Here is a 23974-nt window from a genome sequence, read left to right as displayed (position 1 = left end):
GCGTCGGTCATGGGGTGCTCCGGGTGTCGTCGCGGGCCACGACCAGCAGGTCGGTGCCGAGCAGGGTGACGTCGGCGACGCGGAGGCGTCGCTGGTCGTCGATCGTGGCGACGCCGAGGTCGTCGAGCGCCGTGCGGGCGCCGCCGATCAGCGTCGGGGCGAGGTAGACGAGGTAGTCGTCGACGAGGCCGGCGCGGACGAAGGCGCTGGCCACGGTCGGGCCGCCCTCGACGAGCACGCTGCGGACGCCGAGCCGCCAGAGGGCGTCGAGTGCGGCGGCGGGGTCGTGCCCCGCGAGCTGCACGAGCTCTCGGGGGTGGGTCCGGAGGCGGGCCTCGGTCGGGACGGCGCGGTCGCCCACGACCACCGGCACGGGCTGGTCGGCGAGCAGCTCGCCGCCGTCGCCCCGCGCCGTGAGGCTCGGGTCGTCGGCGAGCACGGTGCCGGTGCCCACGAGGATCGCGTCGTGGTCGGCACGCACCTCGTGCACGTGCTGCCGCGCGGCCGTGCCCGTGATCCAGCGGCTCGTGCCGTCGGCGGCCGCGGCGCGGCCGTCGAGGCTCGAGGCCCACTTCACGGTGACGAACGGACGGTGGTGGCGGGCCGGGACGAGCCACCGGCGCACCAGCTCCGTCGCCTCGTCGACGAGGAGCCCCCTCTCGACCGCGACGCCGGCCTCGAGGAGGCGGGCGCCGCCTCCCGAGGACTGCTCGCCCGGGTCGTCGACGGCGTACACGACGCGAGCCACGCCCGCGGCGATCAGGGCGGTGCTGCACGGCCCGGTGCGGCCGGTGTGGTCGCACGGCTCGAGGGTGACGACGGCGGTGAGGCCGGCGGCGCCGGCGTCCCCGAGCTCCGCCAGGGCGTCGATCTCGGCGTGCGGGGTGCCCGCGCCGCGGTGCCAGCCCTCCGCCGCGGTGCTGCCGTCCGGCCGGAGGAGCACGCAGCCCACCTGCGGGTTGGCGCCCCGGGCAGGGCCGCGAGCAGCCAGCTCGAGCGCACGCCGCATGGCGGCCTCGACGACGAGGTCGTCCGGGCCGTCCGACGGCGCGGGCGCGGTGTTCGGGTCGGTCACGAGTCCTCCGGGAGACGGGGCGTGCCCGGCGTCTGCGGGCCTCTGTGGTCAACGTCGTCGACCCGCGGCCATTCCCGGGAGCGGTCGCGGTCGTGTCGATCTGCCTCGGCGTCGGCGTCGGCGGCACTGGCGGTGTGGTCCCGGGCGGCACCGCCGGAGAGGTCGGGCCAGCCCGGCTTCGGGAGGCGGTCGTCGCCGGGGCGCAGCCGCGCCTTCCAGCAGAGGGGCCGTGCGCCGTCGCGGCCGGGGTGCATGCCCGGCCCGGCGCCCGTGTAGGTGAAGCCGCAGCGGCGCGCGACGGCGGCGGAGGCGTCGTTCCCGACATAGCCCTCCCAGTGCAGCTGGTCGAGGCCGGCCTCGCCCAGGGCCCAGTCGGCGACGAGGCGCACCGCCGCGGTCATCAGGCCGCGGCCGCGGGCCTCCGGCGCCGTCCAGAACCCGATGTCGCGGGTGCCGAGCCGGACGCTGACGACTCCGAGCAGCAGCGACGAGCCGGGGCCGCGCAGGCCCCAGGTGGCCTCGCGTCCCGTCACCCAGCCGTGGTCGACGATGCGCTCGAGGAAGAACGCCGCGTCCGACCGCGCGTAGGGCTCAGGGACGGTCGTGAAGCGCTGCAGCACCGGGTCCTGGCAGGCGTCGACGATCGCCTCGACGTCGGCCGGGCCCGGCACCTCGAGACGGACGGCCGGCGACTCGAGCACGAACGGCTGCACGGTCAGGCCCTGCGGACGAACCCGATGCGGTCGTACACGGTGTCGAGCGTCGCCTGGGCGATGGCGTCGGCGCGCTCGGCGTTGCCGGCGAGCACGCGGTCGAGCTCGGCCGGGTCGTCCAGGAGCTCGAGCGTCCGGGCGCGGATCGGTGTGAAGGTCTCGACGACGACCTCGGCCACGTCCTTCTTCAGGTCGCCGTAGCCGCGCCCCTCGTACTGCTGCTCGAGCGCGCCGACGGTCGTGCCGGAGAAGGCGGAGAGGATTGTCAACAGGTTGGACACGCCGGCCTTGGCCCCGCGGTCGAAACGGATCTCGCGCTCCGTGTCGGTGACGGCCGACTTGATCTTCTTCGCCGTGCGCGACGGCTCGTCCAGCATCCAGACGATGCCGGAGTCGGTCGCGGCCGACTTGCTCATCTTCGACTCGGGCGTCTGCAGGTCGTAGATGCGCGCGGTCTCCTTGAGGATGGCCGCCTCGGGCACGACGAAGGTCTGGCCGTACCGGGAGTTGAAGCGCCCCGCGAGGTCGCGGGTGAGCTCGACGTGCTGGCGCTGGTCGTCGCCGACCGGCACGGACTCGGCCTGGTAGAGCAGGATGTCGGCCGCCATGAGCGTCGGGTAGGCGAAGAGGCCGAGGGTGGCCGCGTCGGCGCCCTGCTTGGCCGACTTGTCCTTGAACTGGGTCATCCGGCTGGCCTCGCCGAAGCCCGTCAGCGTGTTCAGCACCCAGGCCAGCTGCGCGTGCGCGGGCACGTGCGACTGGATGAAGAGCGTCGACTTCTCGGGATCGATGCCCGCGGCGATGTACTGGGCGGCGGTGCGGCGGGTCTGCTCGCGGAGCGTCGCCGGGTCTTGCGGGACGGTGATGGCGTGCATGTCGACCACGCAGAACAGGGCGTCGTGGCTGGACTGCAGCTCACGCCACTGCAGCAGGGCGCCGACGTAGTTGCCGACGTGCAGGGAGTCGGAGGTCGGCTGCATGCCGGAGAAGAGGCGGGGCCGGGCGGCGGCCGGGGCGGTGCTGGTCATGGTGTCCTTGGGGAAGAGAGCCGGGGGAGGAGGCCCGGAGTCGGCGGTGCGGGGTCAGATGTCGTAGTCGACGACGACGGGCGCGTGGTCGGACCAGCGCTTGTCGTACGAGGCGGCGCGGTCGACGACGAGGCCGGACGCGCGCTCGGCGAGGGCGGGCGTCGCCACGTGGTAGTCGATGCGCCAGCCGGTGTCGTTGTCGAAGGCCTGGCCGCGCCACGACCACCACGAGTAGGGCCCCTCGACCTCGCCGGCCAGGCGGCGGCCGACGTCGACCCAGCCGAGGCCCGTGCCGCCCTCGCCGTCGGCGGTCTCGACGGGCTCGCCCTCGGGCCCGAAGAACCGGTCGAAGTAGGCGCGCTCGCGCGGCAGGAAGCCGGCGCGCTTGACGTTGCCCTTCCAGTTCTTGATGTCGAGCTCGCGGTGCCCGACGTTGAGGTCGCCGGTGACGACGGCGAGCTCGGAGTGCGCGGCGAGCTGGGGCAGCCGCTCGCTCATCGCGTCGAGGAACTTCCACTTCTCGTCCTGCTTCTCGGTGCCGACCTCGCCCGAGTGCACGTAGGTGCTGACGACCGTGACGATCGTGCCGTCGACGTCGTAGTCGGCCTCGATCCAGCGGCCGGCGCTGTCGAAGTCGTCGGGGCCGAGCTCGACCCGGTGGATGTGGGCGGCGCCCCGGGAGGCGATCGCCACGCCCGCGCGGCCCTTGGCCGTGGCGGGGTGGTGCAGCACGTTCCACTCGGGGCCGAGCAGGCCCTCGAGGTCGTCGGTCGAGGCCCGCACCTCCTGCAGGGTGAGGACGTCGACGTCGCGGTCGGCGAGCCACTCGCCCATGCCCTTGCGGTACGCGGCACGGATGCCGTTGACGTTGACCGAGGCGAGACGCAGACGAGAACCCATGCCAGAGAGACTAGCGGCGGCCGCCCCTCGGCAGCCGCGAGGCGAGGGCGCGCAGCCGCCCGGCCGCGCGCGTCCTGCGGGAGCCGAGCTGCGCCTCCTCGGCCAGCCGCGCCTCCTCGAGCAGCCGCAGCCGCTCGGCCTCGGCGTGCGGGTCGGCCAGCACCCCGATGTCGTCCATGCCGGTCGCGATCCAGCCCGCGGCGAGGAGCAGCACCTGGCAGAGCAGGTTGATGACGAGCAGGAGCCCGACGATCGCGGCGAACGACGCGAGCAGCGGGTTCGAGCCGGCGGCCCGCAGCAGGGTTCCGCCGACGAAGGTGATGAGCACGAAGCCGGCGCCGCCGATCGCCGAGCCGGCGAGGAGGCGGCGGGTCGGGATGTGCAGGCCGGCCAGCACCCGGAACAGCACGGCGAGCACGGCCGTGTCGAAGAGGAACACCAGCACCAGCCCGACGAGCCGGAGCAGCGCGGCGGAGGCGTCGGAGTCGGTGGAGAGCCCGACGAGCCGCAGGCCCCAGGTCACGGCCGTCGTGCTCAGCAGCGAGATCGACGCCGAGACGAGCACCGTCGCGCCGAATGCGAGCGCGAGCACGAGGTCCCGCGCGATCAGCCGGAGGAGCGGCGTCGCGGGCTGCGGCGCCCGGAACACGGTGCGCACGGAGTCGCGCATGCTGCCGAAGAGCCGGATCGACGAGAACAGCAGCCCGACGAGGGCGACCGTGCCGGTCCAGCCGAAGACCGAGGCGTTCATCAGGGCGCCGGGCTCGACGACGCCGGCGCCCGTGTCGTCCTTGATGACGCCGGGCACGGCCGACTGGATGAAGGCGACCAGCTCGTCGCGCACGACGTCGTTGCCCGCGACCACGAAGCCCGCGACGCTGAAGCCGACCCAGAGGGCCGAGAAGAGGGCGAAGAGCGCCTGGTACGTGAGCCCGGCGGCCAGCAGCGGGCCCTTCTGCACGACGTGCCGGCCGACGACGCGGACCGCCCTCGACGACGCGAGCCGGGAACCGGCGGCACGGGCGGAGGCGGCGGCGGAGGGGGCGACCGGAGCGGCGTCGCCCTGGTCGGTGTCGTCGGGGCGGCGGCGCATGCACCCAGGGTACGGGCGCGTGCACGGGGCGCCCGCCACCGCTCGCGTACGATGTCGCTGACCCCGCGGCGCCGCCGATCAGCGTGCCCGCCGCAGACACCGCGAGCACGAAGAGGTACACAGTGGCACTACAGGGCGTTGGCGTCGGACGTGGAGTGGCCGTCGGCCCCGTCCTGAGGATGCCCGAGCCGCTTCCCGAGCCCGGCACCGAGGGTCGCACCGCGGACGCCGCCGCCGAGTCGGCCGCCGTGGCGACGGCGCTCGCCGCCGTCGCCACCGACCTGACCGCGCGGGGCGAGAAGGCAGGAGGCGAGGCGAAGGACGTCCTGGACGCCCAGGCCCTGATGGCCCAGGACCCGACCCTCGTCGAGGACGTCGACCAGCGCATCGCCGACGGCTCCACGGGCGAGCGCGCGGTCTTCGACGCCTTCGCCGCCTTCCAGGAGATGCTCGTCGGCATGGGCGGCTACATGGCCGAGCGCGCGACCGACCTGGGCGACGTCGCCCAGCGCGTCATCGCCTCCCTGCGCGGCGTCGCCGCCCCGGGCGTGCCCGAGAGCGACACCCCCTTCGTGCTGGTCGCCCCCGACCTGGCACCGGCCGACACGGCCCTGCTCGACCTCGAGAAGGTCCTCGCCCTGATCACGCGCGACGGCGGCCCGACCTCGCACACCGCGATCCTCGCCCGTTCGAAGTCGATCCCCGCGATCGTCGGCGTCGGCGACGCGCTCGACCTCGCCGACGGCACCGTCGTCGTCGCCGACGCCGTGACCGGCGTCGTCACCGTCGACCCGTCCGCCGACGAGGTCGCCGACGCCGAGCGGCGCATCGCCGACCGTGCCGCCGCGGCCGCCGCGCCCCTGACCGACGGCGCCCTCGCCGACGGGCACGCGGTGCCGCTGCTCGCGAACCTCGGCTCGCCCGACGAGGCCGCGGGTGCCGTCGCGCTCGGCGCCGAGGGCGTCGGCCTGTTCCGCACCGAGTTCCTGTTCCTCGGCAACAGCACCGCCCCGACCGTCGAGAGCCAGACCGCGAGCTACACGGCGCTGCTCGAGGCGTTCCCCGGCCGCAAGGTCGTCGTGCGCGCCCTCGACGCCGGCGCCGACAAGCCCCTGAGCTTCCTCAACGACGCCCACGAGGAGAACCCGGCCCTCGGTCTTCGCGGCCTGCGCGCGCTCCGCGTCAAGGAGCAGATCCTCCGCGACCAGCTGAGCGCGCTCGCCGCCGCGCAGGCCGCGACCACGGCCGACCTCTGGGTGATGGCGCCCATGGTCAGCGACGCCGAGGAGACGGAGTACTTCGTGGCCCTCGGGCGTGAGCTCGGGCTGAGGACCGTCGGCGTGATGGCCGAGGTGCCCTCGCTCGCCGTGCTGGCCGACCAGATCTTCTCCTCGGCCGACTTCGTCAGCGTCGGCACCAACGACCTGACGCAGTACACCCTCGCCGCCGACCGCATGCTCGGCTCGGTCGCCAGCTACCAGGACCCCTGGCACCCTGCCGTCCTGCGCCTCGTCAAGGCCCTCGGCGACGCCGGTGCGGCCGCGGGCAAGCCCGTCGGCATCTGCGGCGAGGCCGCGGCCGACCCGCTGCTGGCCGTCGTGCTCGTCGGCCTCGGCGCGACCACGCTGTCGATGACGCCCGCGGCGCTCGCCGACGTCCGCCTCGAGCTGGGCGCCCACACGCTCGAGCAGGCCCGCGCCCTGGCGACCGCGGCGATCGCGGCGACCACCGCCTCCGGCGCCCGCCAGGCCGCCGAGGCCGTCGCCGCCGGCTGACCCGCCTGCGGGCCGAGGGGGGAGGGTCGTGGACGTCGGCGTCGTCGAGGAGAAGCAGAAGGAGGCGGCACTCGTCGTCTTCCGGGCGGTCTCGCGGTCGTCCCGAGTCGAGTGGGCGCGGGCACGTCTCTTCTGGTCCGAGGTCGGCGGGAGCATCGGCTCGCACCTGGCCGTCTGGGACGTCGAGGAGGCCAAGTCGGGCGTGCCGGTGCCGGACGAGGTAGACGGGCCCCTGGCCCTCCTCCGGCGCGAGACGGAACGTCCGGGCGCGGGCGCGTGGCTCAGCGCCTTCGTGACGGTCACGACCGAGGGCCGGTACTCCTTCGAGTACAACTACGACCAGCGTCCCTCGTGGACGAACTCCCGGGATCCGCTCTCAGGCGGTCCTGGCAGCGCTCCCTCGGACGAGTCCCTCCTCGCCGACCTCGCCCGGCACCCACGACGCCCCGAGGCGTTGCCCGCGTGGTATCCGGTCCGGCCGCCGGCGGGCCTCGACGCCGGACTCGGCGAGCGGGTGCTCGACGCCGACGCGCCGCGGAGGCCGAGCGGGGCCTAGTCGAGGGCGCGCCTCGGCGTCGCGCCCTCAGCACTGGTCATGCATCCGGGCGTCCGCGTCCTTCCTGTCCTGCACCGTCGCGAGGTCCGCGACGGCGACGAGGAACGGTCGGAAGGCGGCGAGGTCGTCGTGGGCCGGGCGGGGCAGCCCGAGCTCGACGACGACGAGGGTGCCCGTGCTCGAGAGCACGGCGAGCGAGGAGCCGGGCGTGGCGGTCGCGCCGTGCCGGGGCAGCACCTCGAGGTGGACGCGTCGCAGGTGTCGCGTCACGACGGCGCGAGCCCCGAGCGTGTCCGACAGCAGCTGGGCCAAGGCGTCGTCTCGGGCCGCCGGGACGACGCGCGTCCATCCTCGTGCCTCCAGTGCCCGCCGCGTCTCGGCGACGCGGGCGTGGGCGAGCAGCACGGGCGAGTCGGGCTCGGAACCCGGCCCGAAGCCGAGACGAGCGCTCAGGGCCTGCTCGACGATCCCGCGCACCGGGTCCGGCGTCCCCGTGACGGCTGCGGACGGCAGGCGCCGGAGCACGTCGCCGACCACGGCGGTGAGGGCGGCAGGCCACCCGCTGACCGCCCGGTCGTCGAGGAGGTCGTCGTGGTCGCCCGTGGAGAAGGCCGCCGCCACGGCCTCGTCGAGGGACGCCAGCCGGCGGGTCGTCGGGCGGTCCAGGTCGGGCGGCAGCACCAGACGTGGGCGCAGGAGGCGGGACACGGCACGCTGCCGCTCGGCTGCGTCCCTCGACCCCGTCCTCCCCATGTGCCCGATCCTAGGACGCTCCGAGCTCGGGCAGATCAGGCGACGACGGCCTGCAGGTGCTGGGCGACGATCGCGTCCACGACGCTGTCGACGGCCGCCTCGACGGCCGGGACGACCTCGGGGGAGGCGACGCGCGCCTCCTCGAGTCCCAGCTCGGGGTCGACCGACTCGACCGCGTCCACGGCGGGCAGCACGCCGGCGCCGACGGCCTCGGCGTGCAGCCGGAGGAGCGTCGCGACCCGGTGCGGCGCGATCACGTCGAGGACGACGGCGTCGCGCACGCGGAGCGCGAGCTGGCCGAGCGAGAGCTCGGGTGCGTCGGACTCGTCGGTCGGCGTGGCGTCCGGCGAGGACGCCACCGGGGAGGCCGCGGTCTGCTGGGCCACGCTCGCGAGCACCCCGGGCCAGCCCCAGCGGCCGTCGAGCGAGGACAGGGAGGCGGGCAGGGCCGCGGCGGGCGGGGTGGATGACGGCGCCGTCGTCGACCCTTCCGCAGCGGAGCTCGCAGTCGCGGCGTCGCCCGGCAGCCACTCGGGCCGGTACTTCTCCGCGCGAGGGAAGCGGGCGAGGTCGGCGGCGTAGTCCGCGTCGGTCGGGACGACCTCGTCGCCGGTGGCCTCGAACGGCGACGCGGCGTCGTCGAAGACGCGACGTTCTCCGTTGAAGCGCGCGGTGAACGAGCCGTCGGACGACAGGGTCAGCACCAGCGAGAACCAGGTGCCGCGCTCCGGATCGGCCATGGCCTCGCGGAGCTGCGCACCCAGTGCCTCGACGTCGGGCGTCGGGAGGTCCTGCTTCGTGCTGCCGGCCGCGTCGAGGGCGTCGACCCAGGTGCGGCTGACGTCGCCGACCTGCAGGAGGAACAGCGTCGCCTCCGCCCAGTCGACGTCCACCAGCGACTCGGCGACGCGGGCGGCGATCTGGTTCTGCAGGTCCTGCTGTCGGGCGACGTCCATGTCGGAGCCTCTCGGTCGTGATCGGGGATCGGGAGCGGTGCTGACGTCGCGGGCGTCGCGGACGGCACCGACAGACTATTCGCACGGTCCGCCTCCTGCCCTCTTCGGGGCGAACGGGGTCGTGGACCGGTCACCGTCCAGGGGCCGGGAGCAGACTTGTCGTCGTGGGCACCCCTATCCGACACCCGTTGATCGATGCCGTGACGCCGCGCGTCGTCCGGGTCGACAGCCGGGCCCGCGTCGTCAGGCTGAGCGCACCGCTCGCCGACCTCCTGGCCCGCCGCCGGGGTCGACGCCGGATCGTGCTCGTGACGGGGGAGTCCTCCCGCCTGACCGTGGGCACGCGGGCCGCCCTCGTGCACGCGGGTGCCGCGTGGGCCGTGCGTGACGGGCGCGGCGACCTCCGCGACGGGCTGACGGGCTCGCCCTACGCCGACCTCGACGCGGCGGGCTGGCCGCCGATCGCCGCAGACGACCTGAGCGACCAGGAGGTCGCCTCCGAGTCGGTCGTCCAGGAGGCGGTCGACACCACCGCGCAGCTCTCGGTCGACCTCACGGTGCTGCACCGCCCCGACCACGACACGACCCTGGGCGGGGCCGTCGAGGTGCTCGCCGAGGCCGTGGCCGGTGCAGGGCCCGACCGGTGGGGCGAGACCGAGCCCCTGCGGCGGCCCTGGGACCGCTGGGTGCTCACGCAGAGCGCACGGCACGCCGCACCCGAGCTCGTCCGCGTGGTCGTCGAGGGCCCCGGCCTGTCGGGGACGCTCACGGCACGCGTCACGGAGAACGGCATCGAGGAGACGACAGCCCTCACGATCGCCGTGCCCGCCGCCCCTTCCGGCGATGATGAGGTCGACCCCGTCGACGCTGCGGTCGACCGCCTCACGGAGGCGCTGTCCGAGATCGCCCGCACCTCCGTCCCGACCTTCGCGCTCGTCGTCGCGCGCGAGGGCGAGCCCGACCGCAGCGTCCGGGCCGTCACGTACCCGCCGCCGAACCCCGTCGTGCTCCTGATCGGCGCACCGTCCGTGCAGCGGCTGGGCCTGACGGTCTCGACGATCCCCGTGCCGAAGCCGGTGACCGTCGTCGGTCGCCCGCGCCTCCCCGCCTACGTGGTGTCGCTCGGCGACGCAGCCACGTCCGGCTGGGACGCCCTGCACGACACCCTCGACGCCGTCGGGCCCGAGCGACTGGCCGAGATGGTCTCGCCGCCGCTCCTGGAGGCCTGGGAGGACGACCTCGACGACCACGACCTCCTGCACGAGCACCGGCTCACCGGCACCGACACCGACACCGACACCGACGAGGAGGCGCCCCCCGGTGCCCCGTGACATCACCATCCTGAGTCCGCACGTCGTCGACGCCCTGGACCTCGCCACGGCAGCCAGGACGGTCGACGACTCCTTGGGCGTCCGCGAGATCGACGGCGGAGCCGCCCTCCAGGTCTTCGGCGGGTCCGGGGACGCCGTCCTCACCGTCTTCAGCTCCGACGAGGTCACGGTCGAGGGCGAGATCGAGCGCTTGCTCGCCGACCCGCCGGCCGTCCGCCTGCCCGTCTGGTGGGTCGACGCCGTGGCGCCCCACGGCGCCGAGGGCGAGCGCGGGGTCTCCGTGGCCCTCCGGCTGGCGCTCGGCCTCGAGGCCGTCTGCATCGTCGAGGACGACTGACGACCGAGACGACCGACTGCCGACGATCGACATGCAGGAGGGCCCGGCACCACCGAGGTGGTGCCGGGCCCTTCGTCGTGTCGCCGAGTGGTCAGCTCACGGGGGCGACGCTGCCGCGCAGCACGGCGTTCTTGACCTCGGCGATGGCCTTGGTCACCTGGATGCCGCGCGGGCAGGCCTCGGTGCAGTTGAAGGTCGTGCGGCAGCGCCACACGCCCTCCTTGTCGTTGAGGATGTCGAGGCGGACCTGGGCGCCCTCGTCGCGCGAGTCGAAGATGAAGCGGTGGGCGTTGACGATGGCGGCCGGGCCGAAGTACTGGCCGTCGGTCCAGAACACGGGGCAGCTCGACGTGCACGCGGCGCACAGGATGCACTTGGTCGTGTCGTCGAAGCGCTCGCGCTGGGTCGCGCTCTGGATGCGCTCCTTCTCGGGCTTCGAGGAGGCCATGAGGAACGGCTGGATCTCGCGGTACGACTGGAAGAACGGCTCCATGTCGACGACGAGGTCCTTCTCGAGGGGCAGCCCCTTGATGGCCTCGACGTAGATCGGCTGCGAGAGGTCGAGGTCCTTGATCAGGGTCTTGCAGGCGAGCCTGTTGCGACCGTTGATGCGCATCGCGTCCGAGCCGCAGACGCCGTGCGCGCACGAGCGGCGGAACGTGAGCGAGCCGTCCTGCTCCCACTTGATCTGGTGCAGGGCGTCCAGCACGCGGTCGGTGGGCAGCACCTGCACGTCGAAGTCCTGCCAGCGCGGCTCGTCGTCCACCTCGGGGTCGAAGCGGCGGATGATCAGCGTCGCCGTGAAGGTGGGGACGGCGTCGGAGGCGGTGGGGGCGTTCTCGAGGACTGCGGAGCTCATGCTCAGTACTTCCGTTCCATCGGCTGGTAGTTCGTGATCACGACGGGCTTCGTGTCGAGTCGGATGTGGTCGCCGGCGAGCGACGAGTGCGGGTCGCCCGTCAGGTAGGCCATCGTGTGGACCAGCCAGTTCTCGTCGTCGCGCGTCGGGTAGTCCTCGCGGAAGTGGCCTCCGCGGCTCTCCTGGCGCGAGCGCGCCGAGTACACGACGACCTCGGCCAGGTCGAGCAGGAACCCGAGCTCGATGGCCTCGAGCAGGTCCGTGTTGAAGCGCTTGCCCTTGTCCTGGACCGAGATGTTCTTGAACCGGTCGCGCAGGTCGGCGATCACGTGGGTCACCTCGTCGAGGGTCTCCTCGGTGCGGAACACCTGGGCGTTGCGGTCCATGCTGTCCTGCAGCTCCTTGCGGAGCGTCGCGATGCGCTCCGTGCCGGTGGCGTTGCGGACGTCGGCGACGAGCCCGCGCACGAAGCCGGCAGGGTCCTCGGGCAGCGGGACGAACTCGGCGGTCCTGGCGAACTCGACGGCGTTGTTGCCGGCGCGCTTGCCGAAGACGTTGATGTCGAGCAGCGAGTTGGTGCCGAGCCGGTTCGAGCCGTGCACGCTCACGCACGCGCACTCGCCGGCGGCGTAGAGCCCGGGCACCACCGTGGTGTTGTCGCTGAGGACCTCGGCGTGGACGTTCGTGGGGATGCCGCCCATGGCGTAGTGGGCGGTCGGCAGCACCGGCACCGGCTCCGTGTACGGCTCGACGCCGAGGTAGGTGCGGGCGAACTCGGTGATGTCGGGCAGCTTGGCGTCGATGACGGCGGGGTCGAGGTGCGTGATGTCGAGGTAGACGTACTCCTTGTGGGGTCCGCCGCCGCGCCCCTCGCGGATCTCCGTCGCCATGCAGCGGGCGACGATGTCGCGCGGCGCCAGGTCCTTGATGGTGGGGGCGTAGCGCTCCATGAAGCGCTCGCCCTCGCTGTTGCGGAGGATCGCTCCCTCGCCGCGCGCGGCCTCGGAGAGGAGGATGCCGAGCCCGGCGAGGCCGGTCGGGTGGAACTGGAAGAACTCCATGTCCTCGAGGGGCAGGCCCTTGCGCCAGATGATGCCGACCCCGTCGCCCGTGAGGGTGTGGGCGTTCGACGTCGTCTTGTAGATCTTGCCGAAGCCGCCCGTGGCGAAGACCACGGACTTGCCCTGGAACACGTGCAGCTCGCCGGTCGCGAGCTCGAGCGCCACGACGCCGGCCGGACGTGCCACGCCGTCGACCTCGCCCATGATCAGGTCGAGCACGTAGAACTCGTTGTAGAAGTCGATGCCGAGCTTGACGCAGTTCTGGTACAGCGTCTGGAGGATCATGTGACCCGTGCGGTCGGCGGCGTAGCAGGCCCGGCGGACCGGGGCCTTGCCGTGCTCGGCCGTGTGGCCGCCGAAGCGGCGCTGGTCGATCTTGCCCTCGGGGGTGCGGTTGAAGGGCAGCCCCATGTTCTCGAGGTCGAGGACGGCGTCGATCGCCTCCTTCGCCAGGATCTCGGCGGCGTCCTGGTCGACCAGGTAGTCGCCGCCCTTGACCGTGTCGAACGTGTGCCACTCCCAGTTGTCGTCCTCGACGTTGGCCAGTGCCGCGGCCATGCCGCCCTGGGCCGCGCCGGTGTGCGAGCGGGTCGGGTAGAGCTTCGAGATGACGGCCGTGCGGGCGTTCGGCCCGGCCTCGATCGCGGCACGCATCCCCGCGCCCCCGGCGCCGACGATGACGACGTCGTGCTGGTGGTAGTGGATGCCGTCGACGACGGAGTCCTGGTCGGACGAGGCGGGAGCGGAGGGAGTGGTCACAGTTCTTTCCGGGGGACGGTGGTGCCGGCGGCGGGACAGGTCGAGGAGGCGGAGGTCGTCACGCCGAGGAGGTCAGGCCGAGCAGATGGACGGGAGCATGTCGGCCGGCGCGTTGGCCGGGCACGGGTCGAACGTCCAGACCACGAGCGTGCCGAGGAGGAGCAGGACGGCAGCCGAGACCACGAGCGTCCCCAGCAGCACCCGGCGGACGGCAGGGCGGCCGACGTAGTCGTTGACGATGGTGCGCATGCCGTTCGAGCCGTGGATCAGAGCGAGCCAGAGGAGCAGCGTGTCGTAGACCTGCCAGAACGGGTTCGCCCACTTGCCCGCGACGAAGCCCCAGTCGATCGCCTTGACCCCGCCCTCGCCGGCGAGCAGGTTGACGAAGAGGTGGCCGAAGATCAGCACGACCAGCACGGCGCCGCTGACGCGCATGTAGATCCAGCCCCACTTCTCCCAGTTGGTGCTGCGGCGGGCGGTGCGCGCGCTGCGCGGGGCCTCGACGGTCTCAGTGGTCATCGCGTTACTCCGAGAAGACGTTCATCAGGTGGCGGGGGGCGAAGCCGGCGAACAGCACGACGGCCACGCCGATCACGATCCAGAAGAGGAGTCGCTGGTGCTTGGTCGCCGGGGCCCAGAAGTCGATGAGGATGATGCGCAGGCCGTTGAGGGCGTGGAAGAGGATGGCGGCCACGAGGCCGGTCTCGCCGAGGCCCATGATCGGGTTCTTGTACGTGCCGATGACCGCGTCGTACGCCTCGGGGCTGATCCGCACGAGAGCCGTGTCGAGGATGTGCACCAGGAGGAAGAAGTAGATGCTCACGCCGGTGATGCGGTGGAGCACCCAGGACCACATGCCCTCGCGGCCTCGGTACAGCGTGCCGGCGAAGCGGCCGCCCTTGCGAGGCTCGGGCACGCGCGACGACGACCCGCCCGACCTGCCTGCCGGTGACGCCAGTGTTCCCGTCGACTGCTCAGCCATGAGCGGCCCTCCTCGCGGACGAGGCGGTCGGCTGCGATCCGGGGGAGGACAGCCGCGTCCGCCGTGTGCGTTCATAGAACTGTCCCAGCATACGAGCGGGGCACCTGCTCCCGCCGCTTAGGCGGGCCTAAGAACGACCGATCTACTTCGATGTCGAGAGAAGGTCGACCCCCGCGGCCCCGTGGGCGACCGCGGCACCCCGGACGCCGGCGCGTGCGGCCTCGTAGTGGTCCAGCAGGTCGTCGCCCACGCTCTCCCACGTGCGGCCGACGACGGCCCGTCGGCCCGCCTCGCCGAAGCGGGCCCTCAGCGCCCCGTCCGCCACGAGGCTGCCGACCGACCGCCTGAGCGAGTGGTCGTGGCGGGGATCGAACAGGTACCCGTCGACGCCGTGGTGCACGAGGTCGAGAGGCCCGCCGGCCGCGGGCGCGACCACCGGGACCCCCGCGGCGTGCGCCTCCTGGACCGTCTGTCCGAACGTCTCCGTCGTGCCCGTGTGGACGAAGACGTCGAGCGCGGCGTAGGCGTCGGCGAGCTCGTCGCCGTGCAGCGGGCCGGTGAAGAGCGGGTCCAGGTGCCGCAGCCGACGACGGAGCGAGGGCAGCGAGGGACCGCCCCCGACGACGACGAGGCGGACGCCGTCCTGGCGGCGCAGGGCCGCGAGGCGCTCGACCTGCTTCTCGGCCGCGAGCCTGCCCACGTAGCCGACGAGCACGTCGTCCGGCCCTGCGCCGGCCCGGGAACGGAGCAGCGACGCGCCCGCGCCCGCACGGCGGTTCGGATGGTACCGGCGGGCGTCGACGCCGCGGCCCCACGTCGCCAGGCGCTGCACCCCGGCCCGTTCTAGGTCCCGCAGGGAGGCGGTCGACGGCACGAGCGTGACGGTCGCCTGGTCGTGGATGCGGCGCACCAGCCGCCACGCCACGGCCTCGGTGACCGTGCCGAGCCCGCTCGCGGCCGCGTAGCGGGCGACGTCCGTCTGGAAGACCGCGACGCTCGGCAGGCCGAGCCTGGCCGCCGCCGAGATCGCCTGGGCGCCGAGCAGGAACGGCGAGGCGACGTGGACGACGTCCGGGGCGAAGGACGCGATCGCGCCGGCGACCTGGGGCCCGGGCAGGCCGACGGGGAACTGGCGGTACGCGACGGACGGGACGCGGTGGACGCGGGCACCCGCGTAGGAGTCGTGCCCGCGGCCCGCCGGGGCGATGACGAGGGCCTCGTGGCCACGTCGCTCGAGGTGGTCGAGGACCCGCAGCACGCTGGTGGTCACGCCGTTCACGGTGGGCAGGAAACTCTCGGTCACGATGGCGACCCGCATGGGCACTCCTCGACTCGGCGTGCTGCCAGGCTGCCGGGCGGTCGTGGCCGGACGGAGCCGGTGCCGTGACGGGCGGGTGTCGGGGTGGTGAACGAGTGCCCCGTGGCTCGCAGCGCGGCATCGCTAAGGTGGCCGACATGACCCCCCAGGACGCCTCCGACCGCTTCTACAGCATCATCCCCGCCGGGGGCATCGGCTCCCGCCTGTGGCCGCTCAGCCGCGCGGACGCGCCGAAGTTCCTGCACGACCTCACCGGCAGCGGATCCACCCTGCTCCGCGGCACCTGGGACCGCCTCGCGCCGCTCGCGGGGGAGCAGCGGATCATGGTCGTGACCGGTCGCGCCCACCGAGCCGCCGTCGAGGCTCAGCTCCCTGCCCTCGCGGACCACAACGTCGTCCTCGAGAGCGAGCCGAAGGACTCGACGGCCGCCATCGGCCTCGCCGCGGCCATCCTGCGTCGACGCGAGCCGGACGTCATCATCGGCTCGTTCGCGGCCGACCACGTGATCGCCGACGTCCGGGGCTTCGGACGTGCCGTGCGCGAGGCCATCGCGCTCGCCGACGCGGGTTGGATCGCGACCATCGGCATCACCCCGACCGAGCCCGCGATCGGCTTCGGCTACATCCACGTGGGGGAGGGCCTCGACGTCCAGGGCGCCCCGAGCGCCCGCAGGGTCGAGTCGTTCGTCGAGAAGCCCGACCTCCCCACCGCCGAGGGCTACGTCGCCGGGGGTGACCACCTCTGGAACGGGGGCATGTTCATCTCCCGTGCCGACCGCCTCCTCGAGCAGCTCGGCGAGACGCGGCCCGAGCTCCTCGCGGGCCTCGAGGAACTGGCCGAGGCGTGGGACACGTCGCGTCGCGGCGCCGTCGTCGACGCCGTCTGGCCGGGCCTCGAGAAGATCGCCATCGACTACACGGTCGCCGAGCCGGCGGCCGCGGCAGGTCGCCTCGCCGTCGTGCCCGGCGACTTCGACTGGGACGACGTCGGCGACTTCGCGTCGATCGCCAAGCTGCACTCGGGCGGCCGCAAGAGCGACCTCGCCATCCTCGGCGAGAACGCCCGCGTGCTGTCCGACGCGTCGAGCGGCATCGTCGTGGGCCACAGCGGCCGGCTCATCTCGCTGATCGGCGTGAACGACATCATCGTGGTCGACACCCCGGACGCCCTCCTCGTCACGACGACGGCGAACGCCCAGCGGGTCAAGAGCGTCGTCGACGCCCTCAAGCTCAGCGGCCGGAGCGACGTCCTCTGACGGGTCGGCGAGGCGTCCCGGGGCCGCCCGGGCGGTCCCCGTTGTTACGGCGCCGTTACGAGGTGGTCGCGTTCGTGTAACGCCTCCGCATCGGTCCGCCTCCGCGGTCCGGCCCGCTCGTCACAGTAGGTAACCTGTCGCCATACGTGCCCGGCTTCCCGTGTCGGGCTGCATCTTGGAGGACACCTTGACTACAACTGCGCGCAGGGCCGCCTACAGCGGCCTCGCCCTGGCGAGCACCGTCGCCATCCTGGCCGGCTGCGCCTCGGCCCCCGAGGCCGACGGCGACGCTGCCGGCGGCTCCGGCACCAGCGACTTCGTGCCCTGCATGGTCTCCGACGCGGGCGGGTTCGACGACAAGTCGTTCAACCAGCTCGGCTACGAGGGCCTCACCGAGGCGGCGAAGGCCGAGGGCGCCAAGGCCAACACGGTCGAGTCTGCCGACGAGACGGTCTACGACGCCAACCTGTCGAACCTCGCCGACCAGGGCTGCAACCTGATCGTGACGGTGGGCTTCGCGCTCGCCGACGCGACCAAGACCGCCGCCGAGACGAACCCGAACATCGACTACGCCACCATCGACGACGCGTCCATCACGGCCGACAACGTCAAGCCCATCACCTTCAACACGTCCGAGGCGGCGTTCCTCGCGGGCTACGCGGCGGCGAGCTACTCGAAGACGGGTACCGTCGGCACCTTCGGCGGCATGCAGTTCCCGACCGTCACCATCTTCATGGACGGCTTCGTCGACGGCGTCGAGTACTACAACGAGCAGAAGAGCGGCGACGTCAAGGTCGTCGGCTGGGACGTCGCGTCGCAGACCGGCACCTTCACGGGCGGCTTCGAGGCCGGCACCGTGGCCAAGCAGAGCGCGCAGACGCTGATCGACCAGGGAGCCGACGTGATCCTGCCGGTCGGCGGACCGATCTACCAGAGCGCCGCCGAGGCGATCCGCGACTCCGGCTCGGAGATCGTCCTCGTCGGCGCCGACTCCGACACCTACGAGACGGACAGCGCCAACAGCGACCTGTTCCTCACCTCGGTGCTCAAGGGCATCAAGCAGGCGACTGACGACGTCACCACGCAGGCCTCCTCGGGCGACTTCTCCAACGAGCCCTACGTCGGCACGCTGGAGAACGACGGCGTCGGCATCGCTCCGTTCCACGACTACGAGGACAAGGTCGACGCCGGCCTCTCGGACGAGCTGGACACCATCAAGGCGGGCATCATCGACGGTTCGATCCCCGTCGAGTCGCCCTCCTCGCTGACGAACTGACACCAGTCCGCAGCAGGTCAGGCATCGATTAGCATGGCCTGATCGAGGGCCCGGGCAGGACGGTCTCCACCGTTCGTCCCGGGCCCTTCCCACGCCTACACCGAGGTAGATTGACGAGATGAAGCTCGAGCTCAAGGGCATCACCAAGCGATTCGGCGCACTGACCGCCAACGACCACATCAGCCTCACCGTCGAGCCAGGAGAGATCCACGCTCTCCTGGGCGAGAACGGTGCCGGCAAGTCGACCCTGATGAACGTCCTCTACGGCCTGTACCAGGCCGACGAGGGCGAGATCCTGCTGGACGACGTCGTCCAGCAGTTCGCAGGACCCGGCGACGCCATGGCTGCCGGCATCGGCATGGTGCACCAGCACTTCATGCTCGTACCCGTGTTCACCGTCGCCGAGAACGTCATGCTCGGCCACGAGGAGACCAAGGGCGGCGGTCGCCTCGACCTGGCGGCCGCGCGCGCCAAGGTGCGGGACATCTCCCGTCGCTTCGGCTTCGACATCGACCCCGACGCCGTCGTCGAGGAGCTCCCGGTCGGCGTCCAGCAGCGCGTCGAGATCGTCAAGGCCCTGTCGCGCGACGCGAAGGTCCTCGTCTTCGACGAGCCCACCGCCGTGTTGACCCCGCAGGAGACGGACGAGCTGATGGGCATCATGCGCCAGCTCCGCGACGCGGGCACGGGCATCGTCTTCATCACCCACAAGCTCCGCGAGGTCCGCGAGGTCGCGTCGCGCATCACGGTCATCCGGCTCGGCAAGGTCGTCGGCGAGGCCGAGCCCACCGCCAGCAACGCCGAGCTCGCCTCGCTCATGGTCGGCCGCGCGGTCGAGCTCACCGTGCAGAAGGGGCCTGCCGACCCCGGCGAGGCCGCCCTCGTGGTCGAGTCGCTCCGCGTGGTCGACCCGATCGGACAGGTCGTCGTCGACGACGTGTCGTTCGAGGTGCGCCGCGGCGAGGTGCTGGCGATCGCGGGCGTCCAGGGCAACGGCCAGACCGAGCTGACCGAGGCGATCCTCGGCCTGCAGCCGCGCGTCCAGGGCCGCGTCTCGCTCGACGGCCGCGACATCACCGGGCACAGCGTCCGCCGTGTTCTCGACGCGGGCGTCGGCTTCGTCCCGGAGGACCGCAACGAGGACGGCCTCGTCGGCGAGTTCACCGTCGCCGAGAACTTGATGCTCGACCGCTCGCAGTCCGGTCCCTTCGTGCGTCGGGGCTCGCTCCGGCTCGCCGAGCTCGCGGCGTTCGCCGTCGAGAAGGTGCGCGAGTTCGACATCCGCACCCAGGGCATCGCCACGCCTGCCGGTCGCCTCTCCGGCGGCAACCAGCAGAAGGTCGTCCTGGCGCGCGAGCTGAGCCGCGACCTGCGGCTCTTCGTGGCGGCCCAGCCGACGCGGGGCATCGACGTCGGCTCGATCGAGTTCGTGCACAAGCGCATCGTCGCGACGCGCGACTCGGGCGTGCCCGTCATCGTCGTCTCCACAGAGCTCGACGAGGTCGTCGCGCTCGCCGACCGCATCGCGGTGATGTACCGCGGAACGATCATCGGCATCGTCCCGGCCGACACCCCGCGCGACGTGCTCGGGCTCATGATGGCCGGCGAGGCCCCCCAGGCTAAGGAGACCGCGGCGTGAGCGACGCGACCACCACGACCACCCCGGCGCCCCAGGGCCCCCCGACCGGCGGCGGCCCCGAGGGCGGCGACTCGCGCGGCTCGCGCCTGCTGCGCGAGATCACCACGGGCAACGCGGCGATCTCCGTGCTCGCCGTCGTGCTCGCCCTCGTCGTCTCGGGCCTCCTCATCGGCTTCACCGACCCCGACGTCCAGGCGACCACCGGCTACTTCTTCTCCCGCCCCTCCGACTTCTTCCAGGACTTCTGGGCGTCCGTCGGCGGTTCGTACTCCTCGCTCTTCCAGGGCGCGGTCTACAACTTCCGGGTCGACGGCTTCGCGGCCGGCATCCGGCCGCTGACCGAGACGCTCAACTACTCGGTGCCGCTGATCGCCGCCGGCCTCGGCGTGGCCCTCGCGTTCCGCGTCGGCCTCTTCAACATCGGCGCCCGCGGCCAGATGCTGATCGCGGCCGGCGCGGCCGGCTGGGTCGGCTTCTCGTTCGACCTGCCCCTCGCCGTGCACCTCCCGCTCGCCCTGCTCGCGGGCATCGCGGGCGGCGCCGTCTGGGGCGGGATCGTCGGCCTGCTCAAGGCACGCACCGGCGCTCACGAGGTGATCCTCACGATCATGCTCAACTACGTCGCCTTCTACCTGATCGCGTACGCGCTGCGCACCCCCGGCCTGCTCCAGGCGCCCGGCAGCCCGAACCCGAAGTCGCCGGCCACGCTCCCGAGCGCGATCCTCCCCGACCTGTTCGGCGCGCGGTACAACCTCAACTGGGGCTTCCTGCTCGTCATCGTCATCACGGCCGTCGTCTGGTGGCTGATCAACCGGTCGACGCTCGGCTTCCGCTTCCGGGCGGTCGGCGAGAACCCGCACGCGGCGCGCACCGCCGGCATGAACGTCAAGAACATCTACCTCTACGCGATGCTCATCTCGGGTGCCCTGGCCGGCGTGGCCGGGTCGACCCAGGTGCTCGGCACGCTCACGACCGGCTTCACCTCCGGCATCGACGCCGGCATCGGCTTCGACGCCATCACCGTCGCCCTCCTCGGTCGTTCGCGCCCCTGGGGCGTCTTCGGCGCGGGCATCCTCTTCGGGGCGCTCAAGGCCGGCGGCTACTCCATGCAGGCGGCGAACGGCGTCCCCATCGACATCGTCCTCGTCGTCCAGTCCCTGATCGTGCTGTTCGTGGCGGCCCCGCCGCTCGTCCGCAGCATCTTCCGTCTGCCCGCGCCGGGCGCCCGTCGGGTGCCCCGCGGCTCGAAGAAGGAGGCGGTGGTCACCAAGTGAGCACCCTGACCCCCGACACGGCGGTCCCCGCCGCGCCGACCCCCGGCCTCGCCCGCACCGCCACGCGCAGCTACAAGGCGCCGATCGCGTTCACGGTCTTCACCGTGATCGCGGTGATCCTGTTCGTCGCGAACCCTCGCGAGGGGTCCAGCACGTTCCGCCTCGCGACCGCGACCGACTTCTTCGCGCTGCCCGACGCGGTTCTGCCCTCGGCAGCCACAGGCATCGCCCTCACGGTCGTGCTCGCCGCGGTGACGGTCGGGGCCTTCGTGCGCGCCCGCAGCGCACGGCGGGTGCCGATCTGGCTCGTCGCCGTCTTCGGCGTCCTCTTCCTCGTCGCGTTCCTGACCTGGACCAGCGCCGACGCCACGATCCCCGTCCCCGGCCTCCTGCTCGGCGCGCTCGCCCTGAGCACCCCGCTGATCTTCGGCGCCCTCGGCGGCGTCATCAGCGAGCGGGTCGGCGTCGTGAACGTCGCCATCGAGGGCCAGCTGCTGGCGGGCGCCTTCGTCTCGGCCGTCGTCGCGTCCGCGACCGGGTCCGCGTACGTGGGCCTCGCCTCCGCCATGGTGGCGGGCGTGCTCGTGTCGATGGTCCTGGCCGTCTTCAGCATCCGCTACATCGTCGACCAGGTGATCGTGGGCGTCGTGCTCAACGTGCTCGTCACGGGGCTCACGAGCTTCCTGTACTCGCAGGTGCTCACGAAGTCGGACGCCCTCAACCAGGGCGTCCGGTTCCCGCAGCTGCCGATCCCGGGCCTCAGCCAGATCCCGATCGTCGGGCCGGTGTTCTTCCGGCAGACGATCATCGTGTACCTGATGTACATCGCGATCGCCGTGGTCTTCTACGGCCTCTTCCGCACCCGCTGGGGCCTGCGCCTCCGCGCGGTCGGCGAGCACCCGCAGGCCGCCGACACCGTGGGCATCAAGGTCAACGCGACCCGCTTCTGGAACGTCTCGCTGGCGGGGGCCATCGCCGGTCTCGGCGGCGCGTACTTCACGCTCGGCTCGCTCGGCAACTTCCAGAAGGAGATGACGGCGGGCGCCGGCTTCATCGCCCTCGCAGCGGTCATCTTCGGCCGGTGGGACCCGATCAGGGCCACGCTCGCCGCGCTGCTCTTCGGCTTCGCCTCGAACCTGCAGAACGTGCTCGGGGCCATCGGCTCGCCGGTGCCGAGCGAGTTCATGCTCATGCTGCCGTACGTCGTCACGATCTTCGCCGTCGCCGGCCTCGTCGGCCAGTCCCGGGGCCCGGCCGCGTCCGGCAAGCCCTACGTCAAGTCGTGAGCGTCGCCGAGACGACCGACTGGGAGGCGCTGCGCCAGGCCGCCCGGGAGGCGATGACCAAGGCGTACGTGCCGTACTCAGGGTTCCCCGTGGGGGCCGCCGCGCTGACCGCCGACGGCCGTCTCGTCACCGGCTGCAACATCGAGAACGCGTCGTACGGCATCACCCTCTGCGCCGAGTGCTCGCTCGTCACCGACCTCGTCATGGGAGGCGGCGGCCAGCTCGTCGCGTTCGCCTGCGTCGACGGCAACGGCGGCGTGCTGATGCCGTGCGGCCGGTGCCGCCAGCTGCTCTACGAGCACTCCCACGAGACGATGGTGCTCGACACCGTCTCCGGCCTCAAGACCATCGACGAGGTGATCCCGGACGCGTTCGGGCCCCGTCAACTCGAGCAGTACCGCGACTCGCAGTCGTAGCTAGGAGCACCGCCATGACCACCACCACAGCAGCCGTCGAGCCCTTCGACACCGTCGACCTCATCCGCGTGAAGCGTCGCGGCGACGCCCTCGAGACCCCCCAGATCGACTGGCTCATCGACGCGTACACGCGCGGGTACGTCGCCGACGAGCAGATGGCCGCGCTCACCATGGCGATCTTCCTCAACGGCATGGAGCGTCGGGAGATCCGCGACATGACGCTGGCGATGATCCGCAGCGGCGAGACGATGGACTTCACGGGCCTCGGCAAGACGACCGTCGACAAGCACTCGACCGGGGGAGTGGGCGACAAGATCACCCTGCCCCTGGCGCCCTTGGTCGCCTCCTTCGGGGTCGCCGTGCCCCAGCTCTCGGGCCGCGGCCTCGGGCACACGGGCGGCACGCTCGACAAGCTCGAGTCGATCCCCGGCTGGCAGGCGTCGATCTCGAACGAGCGCATGCGCGAGATCATGGCCGACTCGGGTGCCGTCGTCTGCGCGGCGGGCTCGGGCCTCGCCCCCGCCGACGGCAAGCTCTACGCGCTCCGCGACATCACGGGGACGGTCGAGGCGATCCCGCTCATCGCCTCGTCGATCATGAGCAAGAAGATCGCCGAGGGCACGGCCGCGCTCGTGCTCGACGTCAAGTTCGGCTCGGGCGCCTTCATCCAGGACATCGAGCAGTCGCGCCTGCTGGCGCAGACCATGGTCGACCTAGGCAAGGACGCGGGCGTCGCGACGACCGCCCTGCTCACCGACATGAACGTCCCCCTCGGCCTCACGATCGGCAACGCGCTCGAGGTGCGGGAGTCGGTCGAGACCCTCGCCGGAGGCGGTCCGTCCGACATCCGGGAGCTCACGGTCGCGCTCGCTCGCGAGATGCTCACGCTGGCGGGTCAGCCCGACGCCGACGTCGAGGCCGCCCTCGACGACGGCCGGGCGATGGACGCCTGGAAGACCATGATCCGGGCCCAGGGCGGCGACCCCGACGCGGCCCTGCCCACCGCCCGCGAGACCCACGTGGTCACGGCGGCGCGCAGCGGCTTCGTCACCGACCAGCAGGCGCTGCCCTTCGGCATCGGTGCCTGGCGCCTCGGCGCGGGCCGTGCCCGCAAGCAGGACCCCGTGCAGGCCGCCGCCGGCATCGAGCTGCACGCCAAGCTCGGCGACGCCGTCGTCGAGGGCCAGCCGCTCTTCACCCTGCACGCCGACGAGCCCGCTCGCTTCGAGCGTGCGCTCGAGGCCGTCGAGGGCGCCTGGACCATCGGCGACGAGCGCGTCGAGCGCGGCCCCCTGGTCGCCGGCCGCGTCTCCTGACCGACAGGCGGCGAC

23 protein-coding genes are annotated in these 23974 nt (G+C 72.6%); 11 read left to right on the top strand and 12 right to left on the bottom strand.

Features of this window, described 5'->3' with window-relative positions; translation table 11 throughout:
- Nucleotides 1–7: 7 nt before the first annotated feature.
- The 5 genes from ribD to ITJ48_RS04870 all read right to left on the bottom strand — a co-directional run bounded on the left by ribD (nucleotide 8) and on the right by ITJ48_RS04870 (nucleotide 4809).
- The gene (ribD, locus tag ITJ48_RS04890) at nucleotides 8–1009 is read right to left on the bottom strand and encodes a bifunctional diaminohydroxyphosphoribosylaminopyrimidine deaminase/5-amino-6-(5-phosphoribosylamino)uracil reductase RibD (RefSeq protein ID WP_194613344.1); all 1002 of its coding nucleotides are present in this window, start codon (nucleotides 1007–1009) and stop codon (nucleotides 8–10) included.
- A gap of 62 nt (nucleotides 1010–1071) precedes the next feature.
- Nucleotides 1072–1788 (bottom strand): GNAT family N-acetyltransferase, encoded by a 717-nt coding sequence (locus ITJ48_RS04885; protein ID WP_194612620.1) that lies wholly within the window; start codon nucleotides 1786–1788, stop codon nucleotides 1072–1074.
- 2 nt (nucleotides 1789–1790) lie between these two features.
- On the bottom strand, nucleotides 1791–2816 hold the full coding sequence (gene trpS, locus ITJ48_RS04880; RefSeq protein ID WP_194612619.1) for a tryptophan--tRNA ligase: 1026 nt from the start codon (nucleotides 2814–2816) through the stop codon (nucleotides 1791–1793).
- A 54-nt stretch (nucleotides 2817–2870) separates the two neighbouring features.
- Nucleotides 2871–3716 carry an exodeoxyribonuclease III gene (locus ITJ48_RS04875; protein ID WP_194612618.1) on the bottom strand — a complete coding sequence of 282 codons (846 nt, stop codon included), beginning with the start codon at nucleotides 3714–3716 and terminating at the stop codon, nucleotides 2871–2873.
- A 10-nt stretch (nucleotides 3717–3726) separates the two neighbouring features.
- Entirely contained in the window at nucleotides 3727–4809 is a 1083-nt protein-coding gene (locus ITJ48_RS04870) for a YihY/virulence factor BrkB family protein (RefSeq protein WP_194612617.1), read from the bottom strand.
- A 122-nt stretch (nucleotides 4810–4931) separates the two neighbouring features.
- Here ITJ48_RS04870 and ptsP point away from each other — a divergent pair, with 122 nt between their 5' ends.
- Nucleotides 4932–6584, top strand: coding sequence for a phosphoenolpyruvate--protein phosphotransferase (gene ptsP, locus ITJ48_RS04865; protein ID WP_194612616.1), 1653 nt, complete (start codon nucleotides 4932–4934; stop codon nucleotides 6582–6584).
- A 28-nt stretch (nucleotides 6585–6612) separates the two neighbouring features.
- Nucleotides 6613–7140, top strand: a complete 528-nt coding sequence (locus tag ITJ48_RS04860; protein WP_194612615.1) for a hypothetical protein — start codon at nucleotides 6613–6615, stop codon at nucleotides 7138–7140.
- A gap of 27 nt (nucleotides 7141–7167) precedes the next feature.
- On the opposite strand, the gene ITJ48_RS04855 is transcribed toward ITJ48_RS04860, so the two are convergent.
- Both ITJ48_RS04855 and ITJ48_RS04850 read right to left on the bottom strand, forming a co-directional pair.
- Nucleotides 7168–7893 carry a hypothetical protein gene (locus ITJ48_RS04855; protein WP_194612614.1) on the bottom strand — a complete coding sequence of 242 codons (726 nt, stop codon included), beginning with the start codon at nucleotides 7891–7893 and terminating at the stop codon, nucleotides 7168–7170.
- Between the two features lie 35 nt (nucleotides 7894–7928).
- Complete coding sequence (locus tag ITJ48_RS04850; protein ID WP_194612613.1) at nucleotides 7929–8849, bottom strand: hypothetical protein; 921 nt, start codon at nucleotides 8847–8849, stop codon at nucleotides 7929–7931.
- Nucleotides 8850–9013: 164 nt separating this feature from the next.
- Between ITJ48_RS04850 and ITJ48_RS04845 the strand changes: the two genes are divergently transcribed.
- Together ITJ48_RS04845 and ITJ48_RS04840 are read left to right on the top strand one after the other, a co-directional pair.
- Nucleotides 9014–10180 carry a DUF6177 family protein gene (locus ITJ48_RS04845; protein ID WP_194612612.1) on the top strand — a complete coding sequence of 389 codons (1167 nt, stop codon included), beginning with the start codon at nucleotides 9014–9016 and terminating at the stop codon, nucleotides 10178–10180.
- Nucleotides 10170–10517, top strand: a complete 348-nt coding sequence (locus tag ITJ48_RS04840) for a hypothetical protein (protein ID WP_194612611.1) — start codon at nucleotides 10170–10172, stop codon at nucleotides 10515–10517. The genes ITJ48_RS04845 and ITJ48_RS04840 overlap by 11 nt, the downstream gene beginning before the upstream one ends.
- A 91-nt stretch (nucleotides 10518–10608) precedes the next feature.
- Here ITJ48_RS04840 and ITJ48_RS04835 read toward each other — a convergent pair whose 3' ends face one another.
- From ITJ48_RS04835 to ITJ48_RS04815, 5 genes are all read right to left on the bottom strand, one after another.
- Complete coding sequence (locus tag ITJ48_RS04835; protein ID WP_123546571.1) at nucleotides 10609–11376, bottom strand: succinate dehydrogenase iron-sulfur subunit; 768 nt, start codon at nucleotides 11374–11376, stop codon at nucleotides 10609–10611.
- Between the two features lie 2 nt (nucleotides 11377–11378).
- On the bottom strand, nucleotides 11379–13196 hold the full coding sequence (sdhA, locus tag ITJ48_RS04830) for a succinate dehydrogenase flavoprotein subunit (RefSeq protein WP_123546570.1): 1818 nt from the start codon (nucleotides 13194–13196) through the stop codon (nucleotides 11379–11381).
- Nucleotides 13197–13268: 72 nt separating this feature from the next.
- Nucleotides 13269–13715 (bottom strand): succinate dehydrogenase, hydrophobic membrane anchor protein, encoded by a 447-nt coding sequence (sdhD, locus tag ITJ48_RS04825; protein WP_123546569.1) that lies wholly within the window; start codon nucleotides 13713–13715, stop codon nucleotides 13269–13271.
- Between the two features lie 4 nt (nucleotides 13716–13719).
- Nucleotides 13720–14178 carry a succinate dehydrogenase, cytochrome b556 subunit gene (gene sdhC, locus ITJ48_RS04820; RefSeq protein WP_123546568.1) on the bottom strand — a complete coding sequence of 153 codons (459 nt, stop codon included), beginning with the start codon at nucleotides 14176–14178 and terminating at the stop codon, nucleotides 13720–13722.
- A gap of 142 nt (nucleotides 14179–14320) precedes the next feature.
- Nucleotides 14321–15496: a glycosyltransferase family 1 protein gene (locus ITJ48_RS04815; protein WP_194612610.1), complete on the bottom strand. Its 1176-nt coding sequence runs from the start codon at nucleotides 15494–15496 to the stop codon at nucleotides 14321–14323.
- 137 nt (nucleotides 15497–15633) lie between these two features.
- On the opposite strand from ITJ48_RS04815, the gene ITJ48_RS04810 reads away from it, so the two are divergent.
- The 7 genes from ITJ48_RS04810 to ITJ48_RS04780 all read left to right on the top strand — a co-directional run bounded on the left by ITJ48_RS04810 (nucleotide 15634) and on the right by ITJ48_RS04780 (nucleotide 23959).
- Nucleotides 15634–16752 carry a mannose-1-phosphate guanylyltransferase gene (locus ITJ48_RS04810; RefSeq protein ID WP_194612609.1) on the top strand — a complete coding sequence of 373 codons (1119 nt, stop codon included), beginning with the start codon at nucleotides 15634–15636 and terminating at the stop codon, nucleotides 16750–16752.
- A gap of 187 nt (nucleotides 16753–16939) precedes the next feature.
- Nucleotides 16940–18028: a BMP family protein gene (locus ITJ48_RS04805; protein WP_194612608.1), complete on the top strand. Its 1089-nt coding sequence runs from the start codon at nucleotides 16940–16942 to the stop codon at nucleotides 18026–18028.
- 118 nt (nucleotides 18029–18146) lie between these two features.
- On the top strand, nucleotides 18147–19667 hold the full coding sequence (locus ITJ48_RS04800; RefSeq protein ID WP_194612607.1) for an ABC transporter ATP-binding protein: 1521 nt from the start codon (nucleotides 18147–18149) through the stop codon (nucleotides 19665–19667).
- The gene (locus ITJ48_RS04795; RefSeq protein WP_194612606.1) at nucleotides 19664–20941 is read left to right on the top strand and encodes an ABC transporter permease; all 1278 of its coding nucleotides are present in this window, start codon (nucleotides 19664–19666) and stop codon (nucleotides 20939–20941) included. Before ITJ48_RS04800 ends, ITJ48_RS04795 begins: the two co-directional genes overlap by 4 nt.
- Nucleotides 20938–22227, top strand: a complete 1290-nt coding sequence (locus ITJ48_RS04790; protein ID WP_194612605.1) for an ABC transporter permease — start codon at nucleotides 20938–20940, stop codon at nucleotides 22225–22227. Before ITJ48_RS04795 ends, ITJ48_RS04790 begins: the two co-directional genes overlap by 4 nt.
- A complete protein-coding gene (locus ITJ48_RS04785; protein WP_314100563.1) occupies nucleotides 22224–22643 on the top strand; it encodes a cytidine deaminase in 420 nt (139 codons plus the stop codon). Before ITJ48_RS04790 ends, ITJ48_RS04785 begins: the two co-directional genes overlap by 4 nt.
- A gap of 14 nt (nucleotides 22644–22657) precedes the next feature.
- Nucleotides 22658–23959 (top strand): thymidine phosphorylase, encoded by a 1302-nt coding sequence (locus ITJ48_RS04780; RefSeq protein WP_194612604.1) that lies wholly within the window; start codon nucleotides 22658–22660, stop codon nucleotides 23957–23959.
- Nucleotides 23960–23974: the final 15 nt, after the last annotated feature.

Origin of the sequence: Frigoribacterium sp. VKM Ac-2530 (assembly GCF_015350835.1) — a bacterium.
Classification (GTDB): Bacteria; Actinomycetota; Actinomycetes; order Actinomycetales; family Microbacteriaceae; genus Frigoribacterium.
Note: the sequence above shows the minus strand (reverse complement) of the source record. Positions and strands in the feature narration are given on the sequence as shown.